The sequence below is a fragment of the Paenibacillus sp. PastF-3 genome (assembly GCF_029893135.1).
Classification (GTDB): Bacteria; Bacillota; Bacilli; order Paenibacillales; family Paenibacillaceae; genus Paenibacillus_AQ; species Paenibacillus_AQ nitricinens.
The window spans coordinates 829,771-850,435 of sequence record NZ_JARXWM010000001.1; the positions used below are offsets into that span (position 1 = coordinate 829,771).

Annotated in this window: 19 protein-coding genes and 1 riboswitch; of the genes, 4 read left to right on the forward strand and 15 right to left on the reverse strand. The window is 42.8% G+C overall.

Translation table 11 applies throughout. The annotated features are described in order from the left end of the window. Positions 1-83 precede the first annotated feature (83 nt). The 13 genes from M2444_RS03810 to bcaP form a co-directional block, all read right to left on the reverse strand. The gene (locus tag M2444_RS03810; RefSeq protein WP_094875746.1) at positions 84-1,118 is read right to left on the reverse strand and encodes a FecCD family ABC transporter permease; all 1,035 of its coding nucleotides are present in this window, start codon (positions 1,116-1,118) and stop codon (positions 84-86) included. Continuing rightward, positions 1,118-2,173, reverse strand: coding sequence for a FecCD family ABC transporter permease (locus tag M2444_RS03815; protein ID WP_280786318.1), 1,056 nt, complete (start codon positions 2,171-2,173; stop codon positions 1,118-1,120). Before M2444_RS03815 ends, M2444_RS03810 begins: the two co-directional genes overlap by 1 nt. Positions 2,174-2,391: 218 nt before the next feature. Continuing rightward, positions 2,392-3,399, reverse strand: coding sequence for an ABC transporter substrate-binding protein (locus M2444_RS03820; RefSeq protein ID WP_094869120.1), 1,008 nt, complete (start codon positions 3,397-3,399; stop codon positions 2,392-2,394). A 202-nt stretch (positions 3,400-3,601) separates the two neighbouring features. Continuing rightward, positions 3,602-5,419: an APC family permease gene (locus M2444_RS03825; RefSeq protein ID WP_280786319.1), complete on the reverse strand. Its 1,818-nt coding sequence runs from the start codon at positions 5,417-5,419 to the stop codon at positions 3,602-3,604. 123 nt (positions 5,420-5,542) lie between these two features. After that, a riboswitch (cyclic di-AMP (ydaO/yuaA leader) is annotated at positions 5,543-5,700 on the reverse strand. Positions 5,701-5,896: 196 nt separating this feature from the next. Continuing rightward, entirely contained in the window at positions 5,897-6,361 is a 465-nt protein-coding gene (locus M2444_RS03830) for a disulfide oxidoreductase (protein ID WP_094869122.1), read from the reverse strand. Further along, positions 6,358-7,110, reverse strand: a complete 753-nt coding sequence (locus M2444_RS03835; RefSeq protein WP_280786320.1) for a DsbA family protein — start codon at positions 7,108-7,110, stop codon at positions 6,358-6,360. The genes M2444_RS03830 and M2444_RS03835 overlap by 4 nt, the downstream gene beginning before the upstream one ends. A gap of 160 nt (positions 7,111-7,270) precedes the next feature. After that, positions 7,271-8,587, reverse strand: a complete 1,317-nt coding sequence (locus M2444_RS03840; RefSeq protein WP_094869124.1) for a hemolysin family protein — start codon at positions 8,585-8,587, stop codon at positions 7,271-7,273. A gap of 312 nt (positions 8,588-8,899) precedes the next feature. Then, entirely contained in the window at positions 8,900-9,379 is a 480-nt protein-coding gene (gerQ, locus tag M2444_RS03845) for a spore coat protein GerQ (RefSeq protein WP_094875742.1), read from the reverse strand. Positions 9,380-9,504: 125 nt separating this feature from the next. Continuing rightward, on the reverse strand, positions 9,505-9,936 hold the full coding sequence (locus tag M2444_RS03850) for a cell wall hydrolase (RefSeq protein WP_094869125.1): 432 nt from the start codon (positions 9,934-9,936) through the stop codon (positions 9,505-9,507). Positions 9,937-10,144: 208 nt separating this feature from the next. Then, complete coding sequence (locus tag M2444_RS03855) at positions 10,145-10,537, reverse strand: DUF2500 domain-containing protein (RefSeq protein WP_280786342.1); 393 nt, start codon at positions 10,535-10,537, stop codon at positions 10,145-10,147. 191 nt (positions 10,538-10,728) lie between these two features. After that, positions 10,729-10,905, reverse strand: coding sequence for a hypothetical protein (locus M2444_RS03860; RefSeq protein WP_179085723.1), 177 nt, complete (start codon positions 10,903-10,905; stop codon positions 10,729-10,731). Between the two features lie 243 nt (positions 10,906-11,148). After that, positions 11,149-12,438, reverse strand: coding sequence for a WD40/YVTN/BNR-like repeat-containing protein (locus M2444_RS03865; RefSeq protein ID WP_280786321.1), 1,290 nt, complete (start codon positions 12,436-12,438; stop codon positions 11,149-11,151). A gap of 26 nt (positions 12,439-12,464) precedes the next feature. Then, on the reverse strand, positions 12,465-13,847 hold the full coding sequence (bcaP, locus tag M2444_RS03870; protein WP_280786322.1) for a branched-chain amino acid transporter BcaP: 1,383 nt from the start codon (positions 13,845-13,847) through the stop codon (positions 12,465-12,467). A 172-nt stretch (positions 13,848-14,019) separates the two neighbouring features. On the opposite strand from bcaP, the gene M2444_RS03875 reads away from it, so the two are divergent. Then, a complete protein-coding gene (locus tag M2444_RS03875; RefSeq protein WP_042188714.1) occupies positions 14,020-14,943 on the forward strand; it encodes an L-lactate dehydrogenase in 924 nt (307 codons plus the stop codon). A 91-nt stretch (positions 14,944-15,034) separates the two neighbouring features. Here the strand turns inward: M2444_RS03875 and M2444_RS03880 are convergent, their stop codons facing one another. Together M2444_RS03880 and M2444_RS03885 are read right to left on the reverse strand one after the other, a co-directional pair. Continuing rightward, on the reverse strand, positions 15,035-15,940 hold the full coding sequence (locus M2444_RS03880; protein ID WP_280786323.1) for a tyrosine-type recombinase/integrase: 906 nt from the start codon (positions 15,938-15,940) through the stop codon (positions 15,035-15,037). A gap of 63 nt (positions 15,941-16,003) precedes the next feature. Next, a complete protein-coding gene (locus tag M2444_RS03885) occupies positions 16,004-16,900 on the reverse strand; it encodes a LysR family transcriptional regulator (RefSeq protein WP_094869129.1) in 897 nt (298 codons plus the stop codon). Positions 16,901-17,028: 128 nt separating this feature from the next. Here M2444_RS03885 and M2444_RS03890 point away from each other — a divergent pair, with 128 nt between their 5' ends. The 3 genes from M2444_RS03890 (at position 17,029) to M2444_RS03900 (ending at position 20,569) form a co-directional block, all read left to right on the forward strand. Beyond that, positions 17,029-18,351, forward strand: a complete 1,323-nt coding sequence (locus tag M2444_RS03890; protein ID WP_280786324.1) for an APC family permease — start codon at positions 17,029-17,031, stop codon at positions 18,349-18,351. A gap of 148 nt (positions 18,352-18,499) precedes the next feature. Further along, positions 18,500-19,456, forward strand: coding sequence for an alpha/beta hydrolase (locus tag M2444_RS03895; RefSeq protein ID WP_280786325.1), 957 nt, complete (start codon positions 18,500-18,502; stop codon positions 19,454-19,456). Positions 19,457-19,633: 177 nt separating this feature from the next. Next, on the forward strand, positions 19,634-20,569 hold the full coding sequence (locus M2444_RS03900) for an outer membrane protein assembly factor BamB family protein (RefSeq protein WP_280786326.1): 936 nt from the start codon (positions 19,634-19,636) through the stop codon (positions 20,567-20,569). Positions 20,570-20,665 lie beyond the last annotated feature (96 nt).

The following is a 20,665-nucleotide window of genomic DNA, read 5'->3' on the forward strand; positions in this document are numbered from 1 at the left end:
AGTTTTATGGAGCTATGCTCCTAGAATGAACTACATAATAAATTCCGCTTCGTAAGCACGCGCTACGTTGTATGGAGCTATACTCACGCTTTTGATTTGGCGAGTAAATATAAAAAGTAAGGTGCGCCAATAATTGCAACCACAATGCCCGTGGGAACTTCTGCAGGTTGTAATACCCATCTGCCGATCGTATCGGCAGTAATCATAAGGAGTGCCCCTGTCAACGCACTAGCCGGCAATAATACCTGATGACGGGGACCTACAAGCCTGCGAGCCAAGTGTGGTGCTATCAGTCCAACGAAGCCTATACCTCCGCTTACAGCAACACAGGAGCCGGCAAGCGCCACTGCTGTCATGAGTAGAAGAATACGCTCCTTCTCCACTCTCATTCCAAGCCCTAGTGAAGTATGATCGCCTAGATTCAATACATTAAGAATCCGTGCTTTATAGAAGGCAAACGGTAACAAAATCGCTATCCAAGGTAACAGAGCAAGGACAAATCTCCAATCCCCACCCCATATTTTACCGGCGATCCAAGTCGCTACAAATTGATAATTATTAGGATCAAGCCGAAGTGCCAACACAAGCTGGCAAGCATTAATTCCGGCAGCGACCGCAATCCCGATAAGGATCAACCTTGTTGGAGATAGACCATCTGCTTTCCGATAAGCGAGAAGATAGATTAAAGCGGCGGTTAAGCTAGCCCCTCCAAGCGCTAAGAGCGGCAAGACGAATACCGGAGCTGCTGTTGTAGCCGGAAAAAACGAGATGAAAATGATTACCGCAAAACCTGCACCCGCACTTATGCCCAGCGTAGCCGGCTCAGCAAGTGCATTTCGTGCGAGACTCTGTAAGATACAGCCTGACACTGCAAAGCCCGCTCCAACCAACAGTGAAATTACGATGCGAGGTAATCTAAAATCAAATAAAATAAGCTTTTGCTGATGTGTTCCATCTCCCAGCAGTGTATGTAATACCTCCAATGGGGATAGGCGCATAAACCCTGTATTCATACTGATAATAAACATGACGACGATCAGTATAGCTAGGAGCGATAATACTGTAAGCACGCGTTTGCGGCGTTCTTTTTCATTTGGAGAAAGGGTTAATCTGTGCATTACAGCTCCCCCTTCCGCTTACTCGCCAAGTAAATGAAGAAGGGTACCCCGATAATGGCAATTAAAGCGCCTAGCGGCGTTTCATAAGGTGCATTGATCATTCTAGCGGCGATATCCGCAAAGATAATCAATAAGCTCCCAAGTACTGCCGAGCAAGGAATAATCCAGCGATAATCTACCCCCACGAAATAACGCGTAACATGTGGAATAATTAGTCCTATAAAAGCAATCGGGCCAACCATGGATACTGCACTTCCGGCAAGAACGACTACAACAATCATACATGCCAACTGGACTAATCGAGTCCGCTGCCCCAGACCAACGGCCACTTCCTTACCTAAACTGAGCAATGTGACGGAACGTGATAACATCATCGCTGCAATTAATGCCACAAACACCCAAGGGAAAATGATTCTGATCTGAGTCCAGCTAGCTCCTCCCATTCCACCAGCTAACCAAAAAGCAATATCCTGAGATAAGTTAAAAAGAATCGCTATGCCCTGGCTAACAGCAACTAGTAATGCGCTGACAGCAGAGCCCGCAAGTGTCAACCGCAACGGTGTCAGGCCATTAAAGGAAAGCGACCCAATTCCGAATACGATAAAAGAAGCAACTGCGGCACCAATAAAACAAAACAACATAAGTGTAGTGAAGGAGAGCGAAGGTGCAAAAGCAAATACTATAGCAAGCGCTACACCCGCTCCCGCATTCAAGCCGAGCAGACCTGAATCCGCAAGTGGGTTCCTTGTCATCCCCTGCATAATTGCCCCGGCTACTGCGAAGCAAGCACCGACTAAAGCACCTGCGATCACGCGTGGAAGTCTTAGTTCTCTAATCACCTGATGTTGCTGTATATCTGGATTGAATTGAAATATTGCTTCCCATACCGTAGCTAGCTTGATATTTGCCGCACCCACTGAGACTGAAAATGCCAGTCCAAAGGCAATAGCAGCAAGTCCAAAAATCAGAATACCTATTGCAGCTGCCGGACGGGTATGTAGAGCTTTTTGTGTATCATTTTTATTGCGATGTGCGAAATCTGAGGGTGAAACCATGAGTCGTCTCCTTAATCGATAGTTACAATAGTCTATATGATAACAACAATCATTCTCATTATCGCAAAAAAATTAATGTTGTACAATTGCAGGAGCCATTTTCCCGTAATGTGGGCGAAGTTTATAAAAAAATGGTGCAGATCTTTGTATCTAAGATACTGATCTGCACGCCCTTCCCCACCCAAATGAGCAGTCTCATTCATGGTGAATTACGACTTTTATTTCACAAGACTTGTTAACACATCGTCAATGATTTTGCCACCAGCGTTCGCACCACTGTATAGCCAACTGCTTGTTGAGCTCATTTCATGCACATTACCAGCTTTTACAGCCGGGATGCCTTTCCAAATGGCACTGTCCAGAATCTCCGAACCCTCAGTCTTATCACTATTTACAAGGATAATATGATCTGCAGTCAGCTCAGAAAGCTTCTCCAGCGAAATTGGATTCCAAGTAGCTCTTGTACCCACAGGAATTTCTGTTACTAAGTTAGGCAGCTTTACACCAAGGTCTGTATATAATACAGCACCACTGCTGCGAGTTTCGTCTACAATATAGAAGTTTTTTTGTACCAGCCATAAAATCGCCACGGACTCTTCACCAATAGCTCCTTTAAGCTTTTCTTTCGCAGCCGCCGCTTTGTCTTCATAATCTTTAATGGCTTTCTCTGCTTCAGGGGTTTTGTTCAGAATTTCACCAATCTTGAGTAGCGATTTACGCCAATCTTGATTTAGCTTATCCCCGATCACATAAGTCGGTGCAATCTTATTCAATTGGTCGTAGATACCATTCTGTACGGAAGACTCCGATGGGATAAGAATCAGATCCGGAGCGAAGCTGGTTACTGCCTCCAATGGGAGATCGTAGCTAATGGTAGGGACATCTTTCAATTCAGCAGCCAGATAATCCTGAACGCCATTTGGCACAGACCATTGGGCTACTGGAGTCACACCCAGCGTTACCAAAGAATCTTCCAAATAAGAACCCAGAACACGCCCAGGATTAGCAGGGATCGTTACTTCATGCCCCATCGCATCCGTTAACGTTTTTGGTGCTGCCGGTGCTTCTGTAGCTTCTGCAGTAGGCGCTGTTGTAGGCTCCGTTCCTGCATTGGATGAACTTTCAGCATTATTATTACCGCAAGCTGATAGGAATAGCGTCATCACTATTAGTCCGATCATCGTCAATTTCATGCTTCCAAATCTTTTTCTGTTTAACGAAAACATTAAAAACCCTCCTAATATATACCTGCTTTGATATTCAAAGGTGTTGTTTACCTCTGTCTCACTTTTAAATGATATTGATTCTCATTCTCTGTGTCAACCTATAAATTTAAAATTTTGTTGATTTGCAGCATTTTCCTTCAAAAAAAATACAAAAGAGACTATATACCGAACGTTCCGGATATAGCCTCTCCTTAATAATCCATTATTTATTCAAATGATAGGGGACAGTCGCAACTACAACATCTTTTGAATTCATTAGATACGAACGGATTAAAAAGCTGGTCTGATTATGAAGTACAGCTTGCCACCAATGCTTAGTTATAAACTGTGGAATCAGAATCGTGATATGATCCGTCGCTGCGGTCTTCCACTCCACGGTATCAATAAATTTCACTAACGGACGAATAATACTGCGATATCTGGAACGAAGTACAATCAGGCGTACACCCGGATTCCATTCCTCCCACCGTTGCTCCATCTTTTGAATGTCCTCTTCATCAAAGCCAACATACACGGCTACTACATTATCTGTTAGAGACTTGGCATAGCTGATGGAATGCAGTACAGCACGTGTTACACCAGCAACAGGGACAACAACCGTACTTCCTTTAATCAAAGGTTTATCCGTAGCCGGACATATACGAAGCTGATCTGCTGTGTTCAAATAGTGCTTGTGAATGCGGTGGAACACAAACATTACAGCAGGTAAGAAAATGAACGCCATCCATACGCTTGAGAACTTAGTAATGATAAAAATAAGCGTAATTGTCAATGTAGTCAGCATACCGATGGTATTTACAACAAATCTTTTTTTCCATCCCGCTGGTTTGGTTTTAAACCAATGAACCATCATTCCAAGCTGGGACAATGTGAACGGAATGAAGACACCTACCGCATAAAGAGGAATCAAGCTTTCTGTATTTCCGTGAAATGCAGCTACAAGTACAGCAGACAGAACACCTAGAAAAATAATACCATTTGAGAAACCTAGACGGTCACCACGAACCATAAAAGCATGTGGCATATATTTATCTTTTGCAAACATAAAGGCGAGCAGCGGGAACGCTGAGTAAGCTGTATTAGCTGCTAAGAATAAAATGACTGCTGTAATCCCTTGAATGAAAAAATATAAAGTTCCGCGACCAAAGGTCGATTCAGCGATCTGAGAAACAACCGTTGCCTTTTCATCAGGCACTATACCGTACCAATAGGCCAGTAATGTGATACCTGTAAACATAAATCCAAGTATAACCCCCATGACCATTAAGGTCTTGGCTGCATTCTTTTCAGCCGGTGCTTTAAAGTTTGGAATGGCATTAGATACAGCCTCTACACCCGTAAGTGCCGAACAACCAGAACTGAAGGCTTTTAATAGTAGAAACAAACTAACATTGGAGACGGCGCTGCCTATTTCAGGGACATTCGCATGTACGCCACCTGCTGCATATTTAATAACACCGGAGATAATCAAAACTACAATCGACACCACAAACAAATACACTGGGATTGCGATAAATGAAGCCGATTCTGTAACTCCGCGAAGATTAATCAATGTTAGAAGAATAATTACGGATACAGCAATAAGAACCGTGTGATTATGAAGACTTGGAAACGCTGATGTGATCGCATCTGTCCCTGCCGAGGCACTAACAGCTACGGTCAGAATGTAATCCACTAACAAAGACCCTCCTGCTAAAAGCCCTGTCGGAACACCAAGATTACTCTTGGCAACGATGTAAGCTCCTCCTCCTTGCGGATAAGCGTAGATCGTCTGCCGATAGGATAAAATCAGGATGGCCAGCAGGCCCAATACGGCTAATGCAATTGGCAGGGAATACCAGATGGCAGTAAACCCGGCAGCCACCAGTACAATCAGAATTTGTTCCGTTCCGTAGGCTACAGACGAGAGCGCATCAGAAGACAGGACAGCCAGTGCTTTAACCTTGGATAACTTTTCATGATCGAGTTCGTTCGACTTCATCGGACGCCCGATCAATAGTCGTTTTACCTTGCTTACCATGGTGGATACAGTTCCTTTCTTTGGGAGCTGAAACGGAATTTCCGCGCGCTGTTTTCATTGGTGGATTTCATAAATGCAGACACAAAAAATAGCATACGGAAATGATCCGCATGCTATGCATGGTCATTATCCCACCTTGCTTACGAGGTTAGCTGGCGGATTCGGGCTGTGGTTTAGCCCTACGGTACAAGTCCAATCGACCTATTCCGATTCACCCCATTGGCACATATGCCAAGTTTGGTTCCCCCGTTTTTCCTAAGAAAATTCAGCGCATATTCAACTTCTCACAAGGTCTAATATTAGTCTACAAAGTGTATGCAGTAAAGCGTTGAAAAAAATGAAAAAAGAATGAAAAAACATCCAAAAAGCGCAAATACAGCGTCTAATTGGATGCTCTCTTTCATTCTCTTCAATTATCCCTCTGGGTCGTGTTTTTAGTCACTTTTCACATTTTTTCGTTCCTTCAAAGTTGAAAAATCAAAATCCTAAACTTTCTTCTGTTTCTAATTCCATCACTTCTTCTTCCTTGCGTCCGTACCAAAGTAAAATACTTATTAAAGCAAACGCGATTAAAGCAAGAAAAGGAATCGTAATGAATCCGAAATAGTTCAAGTAATCCTTATTACAAGGAACACCAATTGTACAAGGAAGCACTTTACTTAACGCAGGAATCTTCTGCTCCGCATAATGATAAATCGAGATACTGCCACCAATCAAGCTTAATGGAAGTACATATGGGATAATCCTTTTATCTCCTCGAAACGTCGCAATTCCCAAGAGGAATAACTGCGGATACATAAAAATTCGCTGGAACCAGCAAAGCTTACAAGGTTCATATTTCAATACTTCGCTCAAATACAAGCTACCAGCTACAGCAACTAAAGAGACGAACCAGGCCAGATACAGGCAGTTACGCTTGCAAAAAGATAGGAACTTTGTCACTTTGCCTCCACAGCTTTTGCGGCGTCGTTAATTTCAGTTGAAATCGCTTCAATGTTAAAAGGATCCGCAATCATTACTCCATTGATGTAAAGGGATGGTGTAGTCGTCACCCCAGCTTCACTAGCTAACTGCATACCCTTATTCAGCTCATCTGCATACGTACGATCCTTAATATCTTTACGAAGCAGTTCGTAATCGATAGCTAACTTCTCTTTCTCCGCAAGGCTTACTAAGAAATCTTCAGTCGCCCATTCTTCACTTTCATCACCTTGCTGAGCATATACAGCATCATAGAACTTCCAGAACTCATCATTATTCTGATGATAAACAGATAATGCAGCAAGTGAGGCCGTTTCAGAGTCTGGACCAACGAAAGCCATATTTACAAAGTAGAGCGCTGCTTTTCCCTCGTTGACAAAATCTTGAACAATTTTCGGTTTAACTGAAGTTGCAAATTGGGAACACGCTGGACATTTTAAGTCTCCAAATTCAACAATTTTAACAGGTGCATCCTCTTTACCAACTCTAGGTAGCTCACTGTAATTGAATGCTACTGGTTCTCCCGAAGTTGCATTTTTTGTGGCATCTTTCGAAGCTAACATAAACAATCCAACAAAAATAATGACTACTAAAGCAATTGAACTAATAATTAAAATTCTCGTCTTCTGCTTTTGCTGCTCCTGTTCTACCCGCCGTTTCTCTTGTTTGCTAAGCTGGGGAACGCTTGTACTTTTATTAGGTTTACTCAAGGAGAGTTCCTTTCTGTCCTCTGTGGACTAATGTAGTTTTTATCATATACATTTAAAATTATATAATTTTTAGTCTCTTTTTGGCAAACAATACTGTAAAAGCTCTGTAAAAAAAGACACAGCACTATAGCACTGTGTCCTAATCATTCTAATAAGTTCGTTATGCACCAGCTTCTTCAGTCAATAGCTGTAACTTCAGCAGTTTAATTCGAGAAATCCGCTTATGATCCGTTTCTTCCACAATAAACAGATGATCATCAAATTCTACAGACTGTCCTTTTTGAGGTGGATTAACCTCCAATTTAGAGTACAGCCAACCGCCTATCGTATCATAATCCTCAGTATCCATATGGAGCCCCAAAAGATCATTGATCTCTTCAATAAGCATCAAGCCGTCGATGGAGTGTTCATCCTCCCCCAGCTTCTCAACACCAGGACGTTCTTCATCGAACTCATCCTGAATTTCTCCTACAATCTCCTCCATGATATCTTCCAGCGTAACCATTCCTGATGTTCCACCGTACTCATCAATCAGAATGGCGATTTGTGTCTTTGCGCGCTGCATGACTTTCAACAGAGCACTAATCTGAATAGATTCTGGTACAGTTAGTATAGGACGGATCAATTTATTATAGCTTTGTTCACGATCCCTAATTAAGTCCTTAATATGGATGAAGCCTAGGATATGATCCTTATCACCATCACAGACTGGATAACGCGTTCTCATTCCATCAAAAGCAATCTCAAGGTTCTCTTCCGTTGAAAGATGATTATTCAAGCAGATCATTTCTGTTCGAGGAATCATGATCTCACGGGCCATTGTATCCACAAATTCAAAAATATTGTCAACCAGCGCCATTTCGGTATTATCAATAAAGCCGCTTTTATTACTTTCTTGCATGATAATACGGATTTCTTCTTCCGTATGCGCCGTTCCCAGCTCTGAAGCAGGGGATAAACGGAAGATCCGTAATAAACCACGTGCCAGCCCGTTTACGATCCAAATCACTGGATACATGATCTTGTAAAACACATTCATCGGCCCCGATGTTAGCAAAAGGACAGATTCAGCCTTGTTAACTGCAATAGTCTTAGGTGCAAGCTCTCCTAGCACGATATGCAAGATAGTGATAAACATTAGAGCAATAATCAAAGATACAACATTAACAGCGGTTACTCCAAAACCTATACTTCCTAATAAGGGCCCAACAAGGTTAGCTATAGCGGGCTGCCCCAACCATCCTAACGCAAGTGAAGCCAATGTAATACCAAGTTGACAGGCGGATAGATAACCTTCCAAGTTGCGTACAATGCTTCTCGCTTTTAAAGCTTTTTTACTACCTTCTTCAATAAGGGTATCGATTCTACCGCTTCGTACTTTCACCATTGCATACTCAACTGAAACAAAGAATCCATTTAATAATACCAACAGAATAATAAGACCTACGTGTAATATACCGGGTAAAGGGTCGCTCAATTTATAATCCTATCCACCATTCTCCGTACGGATGGATAGGCCCACCTCCTTCGTTTTTTAAGAGTATTGGCAAATCGCTTGCCAGTTGTTCCTTTCAGTATCAATTTCCCAATGCTTTCATCTCCAGTCTAGAATCACGTTTTTGAATATATACTTTATTATATTAATATATTGGGGCAAACCGCAAGCATGCGTGTCCTTTCGAAAAAAAATAGGCCTTTATTCCCCTTATTATTCCAAAATATCAGCATAAACAGAGAAAACCCCCTCACGGTTAAGTGAGGGGGTTCATACACAAATATAAGACCTTGATTAACGACAGTTTCTTGTTGTAGGAGGATTACCGATCACACCAGGGTACTGATAAGTAAGGGGCTCATCAAATGTAGCATAATCAAAATAAATCATAAGTAATACAGTACGTTGACCAGTTACTGGGTCACTAATAATAATGTGGTCACGGCCCGCAGCTTCCAGCACACCCTTGTAAACTTTGGCATTCCACTCTTTGTTATTTTCGTAAGTAAAATAAAATGTACCTACTTTGCCTAAATTCAGTCTGAAAATATTTTCGATATACGATTGTTCAAACTGTTGAGGCGGGTTTTGAACTACAACCCCTCCTGGTGTCATCGGACTTCCGCTGCTAACTTGTGGTGGCATGCTACCCATGCCTTGCATCCCTTGCATGCCTTGCATGCCTTGCATTCCTGTAGACATTGGCATTTGCATACCTGAAGAAGAAACACTGCCAATAGTGTAAGTAACGGGACGGTATGGTTGAACGATCATTTAATGAAACCTCCTAAATATTTATCGGAGCAGTTGCTCCCTTTGGATACAAAAGAACCTTTACACTAGCTTACTGAGAGAATTACTCATAATAATGAGTAATTCTCTTTTACACAGTTACCCTGTTAATTACCAATAAATACAGCCGGGCAATCTTCTCCAGTCGGAGTAAAGAAACAATGAGCTTTAAAGCGGCCAGTGTTTTGTTGGTTATACCAGGTTGGAGGGCAATCTCCTACAGGACGGAAGAACCATAAAGCATTGGTCGCCGGCCATGTTCTTTCACCTGCAATTGCACGTTTAGCAAGACGGATGTCTGCTTCTCTTGCTCGTTGATAAAAGTAGCTTTTTTGCGGGGCTTCGAATCCTCCCGGACTTTGATAGACCATGTCATTCACAGTACGAATGTTCAAAAAATCAAGGCAATTGCCAAGAATCCGGTTGACACCAACATTGCCAACCATAAGCATACCGAGATCTCCATCTTCCTCAGCTTCCGCTCTCATCAACCGCGCTAGCACCCTCACATCTTCCGAGTTCGTTTTGATGACGGCCACGCTGTCTCCTCCTTGGGGTTGCTTCGTAAACAACCTCGTTCTTAACTGCATGGTGTATTGTATGTGCATTAGCCCAAGAGGTGACAGTTCCCACCTAATTTTAAAGCCATTTACATTCCGTCTAGTTGCTTATTAGACCGCAAATAAAAACCATCCCTCTGCTCCGTTGAATAGAACAGAAGAATGGTTTAAGAATGAATGCTAATGACTACTCCGCTGTGGAGTATTGTGGTTGTCGCTCAAATCCGTGATATCTAGTTCCTTGATAGGTAAGCATGCCTTTATCGCCTTCTGCACTCATTCCATATTCATGGCCATCTACTTTAAATTCAATTCGAGTGCCTCCATTCAATTCGTACGTTAAGTAGTATGTTGTACTTGTACGACTTGAACCATTATCTTCTTGAACCTGCTGCTGCCTTATTTCACTCCGTTTGCTGACGATACGGGCAGGGATAGTTAGCATGGGTGAGCTATTGTTCCGGCTCCATTGAAGCAAACCCCTGCCTGCTGAAACTGCAAGAATACCAACCATTACAATGAGAAATATTGGCATCACTGTTCCAGAGAAATCAAACATCCATGAAAGATCCGGGCCCATTCCCATGACATTGTCCCCCTTCATACCCATTAATTCAACCCTTAGCTTAACTTCAGGCACTTCTGTACATGTATATGCCTCTTCTAGTCCAGAAAGCATTAAATTAGTGAGACTTCATGCAAAAAGACCACTTCGTTTTCTTAGAAATCAAGAAATCGTGTGGTCTTTAATCATAGTATTGAGTGTTCAGATTAAGCATGAACGAGGTCTAGCAATTGCTTCGTTTCATCAGTCTCAACATCTAACATACCATTGTCTGCCCAGCATGCTCTGCATTGTTCTTCCGTTTCACACAGGTGAGCATCATCACAGTTGTAGCAAAGTTGCAGTAGGTTTCTTGTCATATAATCTGTTTCAAAAGTTTTCATTGTAATCTCTCCTATTCGAAAGTTAAGTTTGTGAAAATTTGAACTTGTTCTATGTGTTAAATATATCACACGATCATTTAAATGTCATGTGATTTTTTTCACATCTTTAAAGAAAATTTTAATTAAGTTTTTTCCTTATATTCAATCAATCAAAAACAAATTGATTAGGAAGTTCATTCTTGTTTATTTTTTAAAGAAAGCTGTTTCAAAAGTAGTAGATACCACTTTTGAAACAGCTTCACTTTACATCACACGCCAACTAATCCCACCATTTGTAGTTTGTAAGAGGAGCGAGCGTTTTTGTTCTTTTTTCTCAAGCAAAAGCCATCCCACCTCTGCGGAAATAAACTGCATCTTAATCGTCTCAGGATATTCCTCAAGCTTAGACTGCAGAACACTGCTCTCCTTAAGAGGGAGCCAAGTTTTCCCTTGATTAACGGTATGGTAAAGCGTATCACCAATAATGGCCCAACCAACTTGCGAATCCAGAAACGTCGGAGCGCTCTGATGATTCCCTCCGGTTGGACTCTTTAATTCAAAAGGGGTGAATTTCCAGTTGTCTCCACCATTAGCGGTAAAGTAACCGTGGTAAGTAATCGTCTTATCTTTATCATTTTGGCAGCCCACAGACATCCAACCATTAGTCTTACTAGCATCGAAGAACTCTGGTTTGCCAGTAATGACTCTGTCACAGCTTTCCAGTTGTTCATTTACCAGAAAAGACTGTCCTGGATTCCAACTCTGCCCGCCGTCCTTAGTTATAAAGATCTTAGGAAGGGCACCGGTTTGCAAAGTCACAAATCCTTCTACATGATTCTTGAAGATCATTCCAGTACTTACTCCTGTGAACGGGATCGAATGATTTGGAAGGTTCGGATTATACTGTTCATTCTGCATCACTTCTTCCCATGTGGCCCCACCGTCTGTCGTTGAATAAATCGCCTTGCTTTCCTTATTAGGAGTAGCGTTCGCAGAGGTCATTAGCCATCCCTGAGTTGGTGAATTGAAATAAACGGAAGATACATTATTATCATCACCTAATGAAGAGATTTTCCAGCTCTTCCCTCCATCTGTGGTTCGTAACACTATATTTTCTGTCGTACCAAAGGCACTTCTTATAATCCAACCATGATTAGAGTCAGTGAAAAAGATGCCTTTTCCATAGACAGGTGTGGAAAGGAACTGCACATTGGGTGCAGGAGAGATATTAGCCCAGGTCGACCCGTTATTATGGGTAACGTACAAACGAAGTTCATTTTTTGTTACACCCCATACCATGCCCTTTGTCTCACTAAGCAAATGAAAACCCGTAATTCGAGTTTGAACCTGATATTTCGGGCCACTCTCTTTGTTAGTATCGTTACTTGGTGGTGTAATCAGAGTAATCGTCTGTCCTTCTTCCGGTGCTTCTGTAGGCTGTGGCTGTGGAGAAGGCTCCGGTGGTGGTGAAGAACATGCTGAGACTATCCACGCTAAAAAAAATAACATCATAAACATTCTTAGAGTTTTCAATCCAGCGGTTCTAGATGTCAATGCCCTCTCTCCTCTCAATTGGAATCTTATTTATGATTTAACTTACTATTACGGTAGCCGTATAGAAAATAGATCAGAAGTCCAAGACTCGTCCAAATCAGAAACCCAATCCATGTCTCACTTCCTAGATTATACATCAAATATCCGCATGTTGCCGCACTTAGCAATGGAATGAAGGGTACCCAGGGTACTCTGAACCCTCTTTTCATATTGGGATGAATAACCCGCAGGGCAATTATCCCCAATGAAACGACAAAGAAGGCAAACAGTGTTCCAATGCTTGTTAAGTTAGCCAATCGATCCAATGGAATAAAGCCCGTTAATACAGCTATAATGATCCCAACCATCCACGTACTCCGAATAGGTGTCTGTGTTTTAGCATTGATCTTAGACAATCCTCGTGGTAAAAGACCATCACGTGAGATTGCAAATAACAATCTAGTTTGACCGAACAGCATTACGAGCAGTACGGTGGTCATTCCCGCAATAGCTCCAACAGAGATTAAACCCGCTATCATATCTTGATTTACAACACGGAGCGCATAAGAAACGGGATCACTAACATTGAGATCCGTATAAGGTATAATCCCCGTTAATACAAGTGAAACTAGGATATACAATACAGAACATATAGCAAGGGATGAAATAATCCCTATAGGCAAATCGCGCTGAGGCTGCTTTACTTCTTCTGCAGCAGTCGATAACGCATCAAAACCTATGTAGGCAAAGAAGACAGTTGCCGCACCGTTCACAACACCTTGATAGCCAAAGGGCAGGAATGGAGTCCAGTTCTCTGGTTTAACATAGAAAAATCCAGTTACGATAAACAAAAGCACTACAGCTATTTTGATAATAACCATAATCGCATTAAAACGAGCCGTCTCTTTAGTTCCCCGTGTTAGTAAGTAGGAAATTAGTAAAATGATTATTACTGCTGGTAAATTAATAATGGTACCTGCTTCCGCATTATACGCCCCGGATAGTGCTGTAGGAATATGGATACCAAAGCCCTCTAAAAGTCCCTGTAAATAGCCTGACCACCCGCTGCTCACTGCAGCTGCTGCAACGCCATACTCTAACACAAGGTCCCAGCCCAAAATCCAAGCGAGTAATTCTCCAAAAGCTACATAACTATAAGCATAGGCACTTCCGGAGACTGGGATGCTCGATGCAAACTCTGAATAACAAAGGGCTGACAGCACGCAGGCAAACGCGGCTAACAGGAATGAAATGACAAGGCCAGGACCAGCGTGTTCTGCTGCCGCTACTCCTGTCATTACAAAAATACCAGTACCAATAATCGCTCCTACACCTAACATGGTTAGATCCAGCGCACCGAGTGTTTTATTTAACTTGGTTGTACCGGAGTTTGAAGGTGCGATTAGCGGTTTTTTGCGAAATAAATCCATTCTTACATTCTCTCCTGTCTAGTCTTGTTGTCAAATTGATTAGAGAATTTCTATTAAGTATGCCCAAAATGGGGTAATGCATTAAATAAGACCTGCTTGAAAACAATATCGTTAGCGATTATGATGGACAAGATTAAAAGCTAAAAATTTTAATTACTGAGGAGATGGAATCATGGCCCCCCCGAAACCCAATCGTGTCGTAGTCATTGGTACTGGAGCAGTTGGTACAACAACAGCCTATACATTACTGCTACGGAGACGTATGCCTGAGCTTGTACTTATTGACGTTAATCAAAAGAAAGCCCTTGGAGAAGCATTGGATATGAATCACGGTATGCCTTTTGTTGGTGGTGTGAAGCTATGGGCTGGTACATATGAAGATTGCCGGGAAGCGGATATCATCATTGTAACTGCCGGTGCATCACAAAAACCGGGTGAAACCCGGATAGATCTCCTCCGCAAAAACATTTCAATTTTCAAAGATATCGTTCAAAAGATCACCAAATATAATCAACATGCGATACTACTTATTGCTACTAATCCTGTAGATATTTTGTCATATGCCACTTTGAAAATAAGCGGTTTTGATCGCAGAAGAGTCATCGGTTCCGGAACGGTGCTGGATAGTGCACGTTTTCGCTACCTGATTGGACGCCACAAAGAAATTGATCCACGCAGTATTCACGGTCAGATTATCGGGGAACATGGAGACTCGGAACTTCCGGTTTGGAGTCTAGCGAATGTTGCCGGGATTGATCTCGGTTTTGACGAAGCAGAACAAGATGAAATATTCCAAGATACTAAGAATGCCGCTTATGAAATTATTGATGCCAAAGGCTCAACCTCTTACGCAATAGCATTAGCACTAGATCGTATTGTAGTCTCCATTCTTCATAATGAAGGCTCTGTATTGAACGTATCTACTTTATTGAATAATTATAACGGAGTTTCGGATGTCTACCTTGGCGCGCCTTGCGTCGTAGATCGGTCCGGTGTACGAGAAGTACTAGATCTTCCATTAAATGAAACAGAACGAGCTCTATTCCAGAAATCTGCCGAGAAGCTTAAAGCTGAGATAGCTAAGCTGGAACTATAAGCAAAAGAATACATGGGGTTCTCCCTACTGTCATGATACAATGGCAAGGGATAGCCCCTTTTTCATGAAAAGAATTGCACTTAGAATTCTATCAAATCTGGATTTGCAATTTCGACATGGCTTCTTCCTTCTCACGGCTCGTGATATGCGTGTAAACCGTTGTTGTCTGAATGGAAGAGTGTCCCAGCAGCTCTTGAACCGTCCGCAGATCCGCACCTTTTCGTAGCAGCATGGTAGCGAAGGAATGTCGTAGCTTATGGCTGGAATAGGGTCGACGTTGTGCAGCAGGCACATCCCTTTGGAAACGATCGAAGGTGTCCGCAGCGATTTGCTGAATGCCACGTATGGAGAGCCTGCGTCCTTTTTGTGAAATGAACATAGCTTCCTCTTTACTGCGCCAAGGATTTAATCGTTCTTCAATCGCCAGATCGAGAAAAGGTACCACATCCTCTGGGATCGGTACATTACGCCATTTACGTCCCTTACCGAACACTCGAAGGGAATGTCTTTCTACATTATAATCACTTAAATTAAGCGTGTGGACTTCCCCCACCCGAAGCCCCATATAGGACATTAGTAAAAAGACTGCTAAATTACGGCCTTTGTATTTCCCATCTATAGAAGACAAAAATCGCCCCAGATCACCCTCATCTAAGTAGACCGGCTCGCGATTGATCTCCGTTTTAGATTTCTTAATCCCAGCTGCAGGATTGGTTAGAAGCAATTCCAGCTCAATTAATGCCTTGAAAAAACAGTTAATTGAGGCGTGCTTCCGGTTACGGGTAGCATCACTTACTCCACGTTCACGCACTGACGTAAGAAAAGAAATAACATGCAGCTTCTTTACGGACTCTAGCTTTTTGCCATTCAGACTTTCTAAAAACTGTTTTACATCCACTAAATAGGATTTCTGCGTATAGGGAGTGTAACCGGCATCCTTCATCCAGATTAAAAAAGCCTCAAGCCCCTCTTCGTAGTCTTCACTCCACTCATTCATGGCTTCGAGCCTCCCTTGATTTCGACAATCTATTGTACCATAGAATGGCTATATGAATTAAACTTAGCTGCTCCATTTTTCAGCATGCTTTTGCACAGCTTTTAAAAACTCTGTTAGAACAGGAGATTTCCATTTCTTATGATGATAGGCTATTTGAGTTGCAACCCGCTGGGATTCATCATTCCAATTCAACCTGGCTAACTTCCCTTCCGCTAATTCGTTGTTCACTGTAATCATTGGAATAAAAGCGATGCCTAGACCGGCCATAACACATTGCTTGATTGCCTCGATACTCCAAAACTCTAGTGTAGGGTCAGGAAATACCCCGTGGCTGTTTAAATGATGCTCGAACAAAGTACGGTAGCTACAACCGGTTTCCGTATGCAGTATCGTTTCTCCCTTAAGGTGTAGAGGCTCTACCTCCGAAAGATTAATTAGAGGGTGTTCCGGCGGGGCGATCAGGGTCATTTGTTCATGCACCAGAGTTTCTATATTCAGATCTTTATCTTCCGTTTCGGGTTGCAGTAAGAAAGCCAGATCCAGTTCACCGGAACGAACTAGATCTGTTAGCTCCCAGCAGGCTCCAGGCTTCAGAAGAATTTGGACCTTCGGATATTTAACACGAAACTCCTTGATAATGCCTGGTAAACGAAAAGCAGCCAGAGATTCAGGTGCGCCAATTCGTAAAGACCCTGTTAACTCACTCTCGGAGCGAAGAGCATCTTGCGCTAGAGAGTGCATTCTGGAGATCTCTTGTGCGAATGGAAGCAGACGGCGGCCTGCATCGGTTAGGATAATCTTTTTACTGATCCGATCAAATAAAGGCTGACCTATTTCAGTCTCTAGCGCTTGGATCTGTGCGGTAATACTGGATTGTGCATAATCAAGCTTCTGTGCAGCACGGGTGAAGCTTCCAGTTTCCACTACAACTATAAAGGTAAAAAGATGACGTGATTCCATAGATGCCCCCTGAATAATAGTTATCCATCGGAATTTCGAATGGATACTATTCAAAAAATCTGTTTTTCCAATGGATCTATTATCTGCTACTCTATAACAAAAGACAATGAAAGCAGGATTAAAAAATTATGAAAGATTCAAGTTCAACCACTTTACGAAGAAACATCGGCATGCCGCAAGCCATAGCTCTTTATATCGGTGCTGTATTGGGCTCAGGAGTCTTAATCGTTCCCGGGCTGGCTGCAGAAATGGCTGGTCCCGCTTCATTACTGGCATGGGGATTTATGACGCTGTTGATTTTGCCAATGGCCTTATCGATGGGCCTGCTCTCTGCCAAATTCCCTAACGCTGGAGGCGTGTCCCACTTCGTTACCCTTGCTTTCGGACCTAAAGCCGGATCTTTAGTGGGCTGGTTCTTCCTAATGTCCGTTCCGATTGGTGCGCCTGTCGCTGCGCTGACTGGAGCTGGTTATATGACAGCCGCCATGGGCTGGGATGAACCCGCGAGAATTACTATTGCTGCGGTGATGTTGGCCATTGGGCTAATTACAAACTGGATTGGTATGCAAGTGGCGGGAAAGGTACAAATTGCTGTAGTGATTGCGATTGTAGCTGTCCTCGTCTTCTCGTTTGCTACTGCGCTTCCACGGATGGAGGTTGAACACTTCACTCCCTTCGCCCCACACGGTTGGATGAGCATTGGACAGGCTGCAGCGATCCTATTTTGGTGTTTTATTGGTTGGGAAGCTGTCTCACATCTCTCTGAGGAGTTCAAAGATCCACAACGTGCTGCAGTTAAAGGTGTGACCATCGCTGCAATTATTGTAGGTGTTCTATATTTCTTATCCGCTTTAGCAACGGTTGGCACACAAAGCTACCTTAAAGGCGGGTCGAGCACTTCCCTTGTCTGGATCATCAGCCAGCCTCTTGGACGCTGGGGAGGATTTATCGCAGGTCTTACAGGTCTCTTCATCTGTACCGCCACCATTATTGCTTATGCCGGTGCCGCTTCACGCGTGGCTTTTGCGTTATCACGTCAGGGCTATGCCCCGCAATGGATGGGTAAGCTATCCAAACCGTTTCATACCCCTATTGGTGGAATAGCTTTTCTACTCCTCTGTTTTGTAACTGTGATGTCACTGTACGGCAGTGGAGCAATCTCCATCACTACTTTGATCCAGTTTCCGAATGCGACATTTATCCTGACTTATATCGGAGGTTGTGCTGCAGGGATACGCCTGCTCAAAGGAAGTCGCTTAGGTGTGACGCTAAGCTGGATTTCCTTTTTAGCTACTGCTGCCGTGTTTCCTTTTACAGGCTGGGCGATAGGCTATCCGTTACTAATTACTTTGATGTTTATTTTGATCTTTCGTATCAAACATAAACAAGCGGGTGCAGAAATAAAGGATTTAAGTCGTGAAATGTATGAAGGTCAACAAAAAGTGTTATAAATTATAAAGATCAGTAACCCGTAACTCGTCCTTTGCCAGGATTAGTTACGGGTTGCTTCTATTTCATTTTCGTTTCAGCAGCTCCTTAGATGGTTATGGAATGAAGAGGGTAAACTATACTATGACCAGACAAAGGAGACGATACATCATGCCAAATCAACCAAAGATTGTTCTTGAGCCAGCAGCGCAGAAATTTGCCGAAGATAATTCCAAACCTCCGTTTCTTCCTGACCTTGGGCCAGAAAAAGGCAGAGAAACGGTAGATAGCGTACAATCCAGTGATATATATAAACCTGAAGTAGATATTGAAGATCTAATGGTGCCAGGTGGACCTAACGGTGATGTTTCTGTAAGAATTGTTCGCCCTCCTAGTTCCTCTTCCGCGCCGCAGCCTGTCATCCTTTACATTCATGGTGCAGGTTGGGTGTTTGGTAATGCACATACGCATGACCGTCTGATACGTGAACTAGCTGTCGGAGCGGAGGCTGCTATTGTTTTTCCAAATTATAGCCTCTCTCCGGAAGCAAAATATCCTACAGCCATCGAAGAGATCTATGCTGTTCTGAAATGGATCGCTGAACAGGGAAGTGATCATGCCCTTGATGCTAGCAAGCTATCCATAGGTGGTGATAGTGTCGGTGGGAATATGGCAGCCGCCATTACGCTTATGGCAAAAGAACGCAGCGGCCCAAAGATAGAGAAACAACTTTTGTTCTATCCGGTAACGAATGCCTCCTTTGATACCGAATCCTATCATGAGTTTGCCGAAGGATATTTCTTGCAGCGTGATGGAATGAAATGGTTCTGGGATCAATATACAACTGACCCCGAGGAGCGGAAGCAGATCACAGCCTCCCCGCTTCGAGCTAGTGTTGATCAGTTACGAGATCTACCCGAAGCACTAGTCATAACGGGTGAAGCAGACGTTCTACGTGATGAAGGTGAGGCTTATGCTGCCAAATTACGTGAAGCTGGAGTCACAGTCACGGCAGTTCGTTTTCAAGGGATCATACATGATTTTGTGATGTTAAATCCTTTAGCTGAAACCAATGCCAAAAAAGCCGCCATCCAGCTGGCGACGTCATGGCTTCGTGAAGGTTTTTAAACATCTGATTACTCTAACCCTGGCGAATGGGTCTACACAAGAATTTTGTGTAGACCCATTCGTTTTTTATTGTTTACATAATAATTATTATGTAAACAAGTTTATTTTTACAAATAAGAAACAAATATCCAGACTCTGCGTCAATATATATTAAATGATCTAAAAGGAGCTAGAATATTGAAATATCGACCATTCATTCTGAAGACAGTCATTTCCTCCTCCTTACTCTTATCTGGTGTTGGTCTATGTTTGCCTAGTGCTCAAGCTGCAGCAACGCCCCTTGCCTCCTCCTCTTCTTCAACAGTCGATCCTGTCACCACAATTAAACCATTATGGCATGACAAAACAGATAGCTTGGGACTTTATGATGTAAAAGCTCCTATTTCAAATGGATTGTTCTATTATTCATCAGGTGGCACACTGAAAGCAGCTGATCTAACCACAGGAAAAGTAAAATGGTTCTACAAAAACGGCGCACACCCTGAGATTATAACGAAAAATTCCGTCTTCTTCATCACTTATGAGGGTTATCTTGTAAAAGTTAATGCCCAAACAGGGAAACTGCTTTGGAAAGTTAAGGCTGCCAAAGATCCCATTGAAATCGGTGCCTATGCAGAGTTAATGAACGGGGTGTTATACTTCCGGAATGATCATGGTGGAATAGCGGCTTATCATCCAGTTACAGGTAAAAAGATTTGGGGAAATAAAGACATCCCTATGTATGCAGGGAGTATATATGGCCTTTATGACGGAATATTTGTCGTATCTAGTACCGTTGATAACAGACGCACACAGTTTTTCGGCCTCGATCCAGCTACAGGTAAGAGGTTATGGAGAATGGAGGGATTTTACAACTTTGTTGCTTATCGGGATGGTGATTTAATACTTCGGGAGCAAGCGAATGCTTCAAATGATGCCTCTAACGAACCTCTTAAAGGCTATCAGATGACCCTGGTGCATGTGGATGTTAAAAGCGGAAAAGCAAAGACCAAAAAGAACTATAAACCACTCGAAGATGTTAGTAGACTAGGTAATTATTTCACGTCACTTCAAGGATCCTATCTATATACAGGATGGCGTAAAATAAGTTGTGTACCAGGATTTGGAGCCTAGCCAGGCAACAAAAAAGTAGGGTATTCTCGGGATTGCGAAGTCCACCAAGAAAGGAACCCTACTCGATGACTATTTTACCCGAAAACCAACTTAATA

Bases quoted from the DNA above. Each gene is read 5' to 3' on its own strand.
- gerQ (WP_094875742.1), bottom strand. From the start codon at position 9,379: ATGATCGTTCAACCATACCGTCCCGTTACTTACACTATTGGCAGTGTT.
- M2444_RS03875 (WP_042188714.1), top strand. From the start codon at position 14,020: ATGGCCCCCCCGAAACCCAATCGTGTCGTAGTCATTGGTACTGGAGCA.
- M2444_RS03810 (WP_094875746.1), bottom strand. From the start codon at position 1,118: ATGCACAGATTAACCCTTTCTCCAAATGAAAAAGAACGCCGCAAACGC.
- M2444_RS03825 (WP_280786319.1), bottom strand. From the start codon at position 5,419: ATGGTAAGCAAGGTAAAACGACTATTGATCGGGCGTCCGATGAAGTCG.
- M2444_RS03860 (WP_179085723.1), bottom strand. From the start codon at position 10,905: ATGAAAACTTTTGAAACAGATTATATGACAAGAAACCTACTGCAACTT.
- bcaP (WP_280786322.1), bottom strand. From the start codon at position 13,847: ATGGATTTATTTCGCAAAAAACCGCTAATCGCACCTTCAAACTCCGGT.
- M2444_RS03855 (WP_280786342.1), bottom strand. From the start codon at position 10,537: ATGGGCCCGGATCTTTCATGGATGTTTGATTTCTCTGGAACAGTGATG.
- M2444_RS03890 (WP_280786324.1), top strand. From the start codon at position 17,029: ATGAAAGATTCAAGTTCAACCACTTTACGAAGAAACATCGGCATGCCG.
- M2444_RS03815 (WP_280786318.1), bottom strand. From the start codon at position 2,173: ATGGTTTCACCCTCAGATTTCGCACATCGCAATAAAAATGATACACAA.
- M2444_RS03820 (WP_094869120.1), bottom strand. From the start codon at position 3,399: ATGTTTTCGTTAAACAGAAAAAGATTTGGAAGCATGAAATTGACGATG.
- M2444_RS03885 (WP_094869129.1), bottom strand. From the start codon at position 16,900: ATGGAATCACGTCATCTTTTTACCTTTATAGTTGTAGTGGAAACTGGA.
- M2444_RS03895 (WP_280786325.1), top strand. From the start codon at position 18,500: ATGCCAAATCAACCAAAGATTGTTCTTGAGCCAGCAGCGCAGAAATTT.
- M2444_RS03880 (WP_280786323.1), bottom strand. From the start codon at position 15,940: ATGAATGAGTGGAGTGAAGACTACGAAGAGGGGCTTGAGGCTTTTTTA.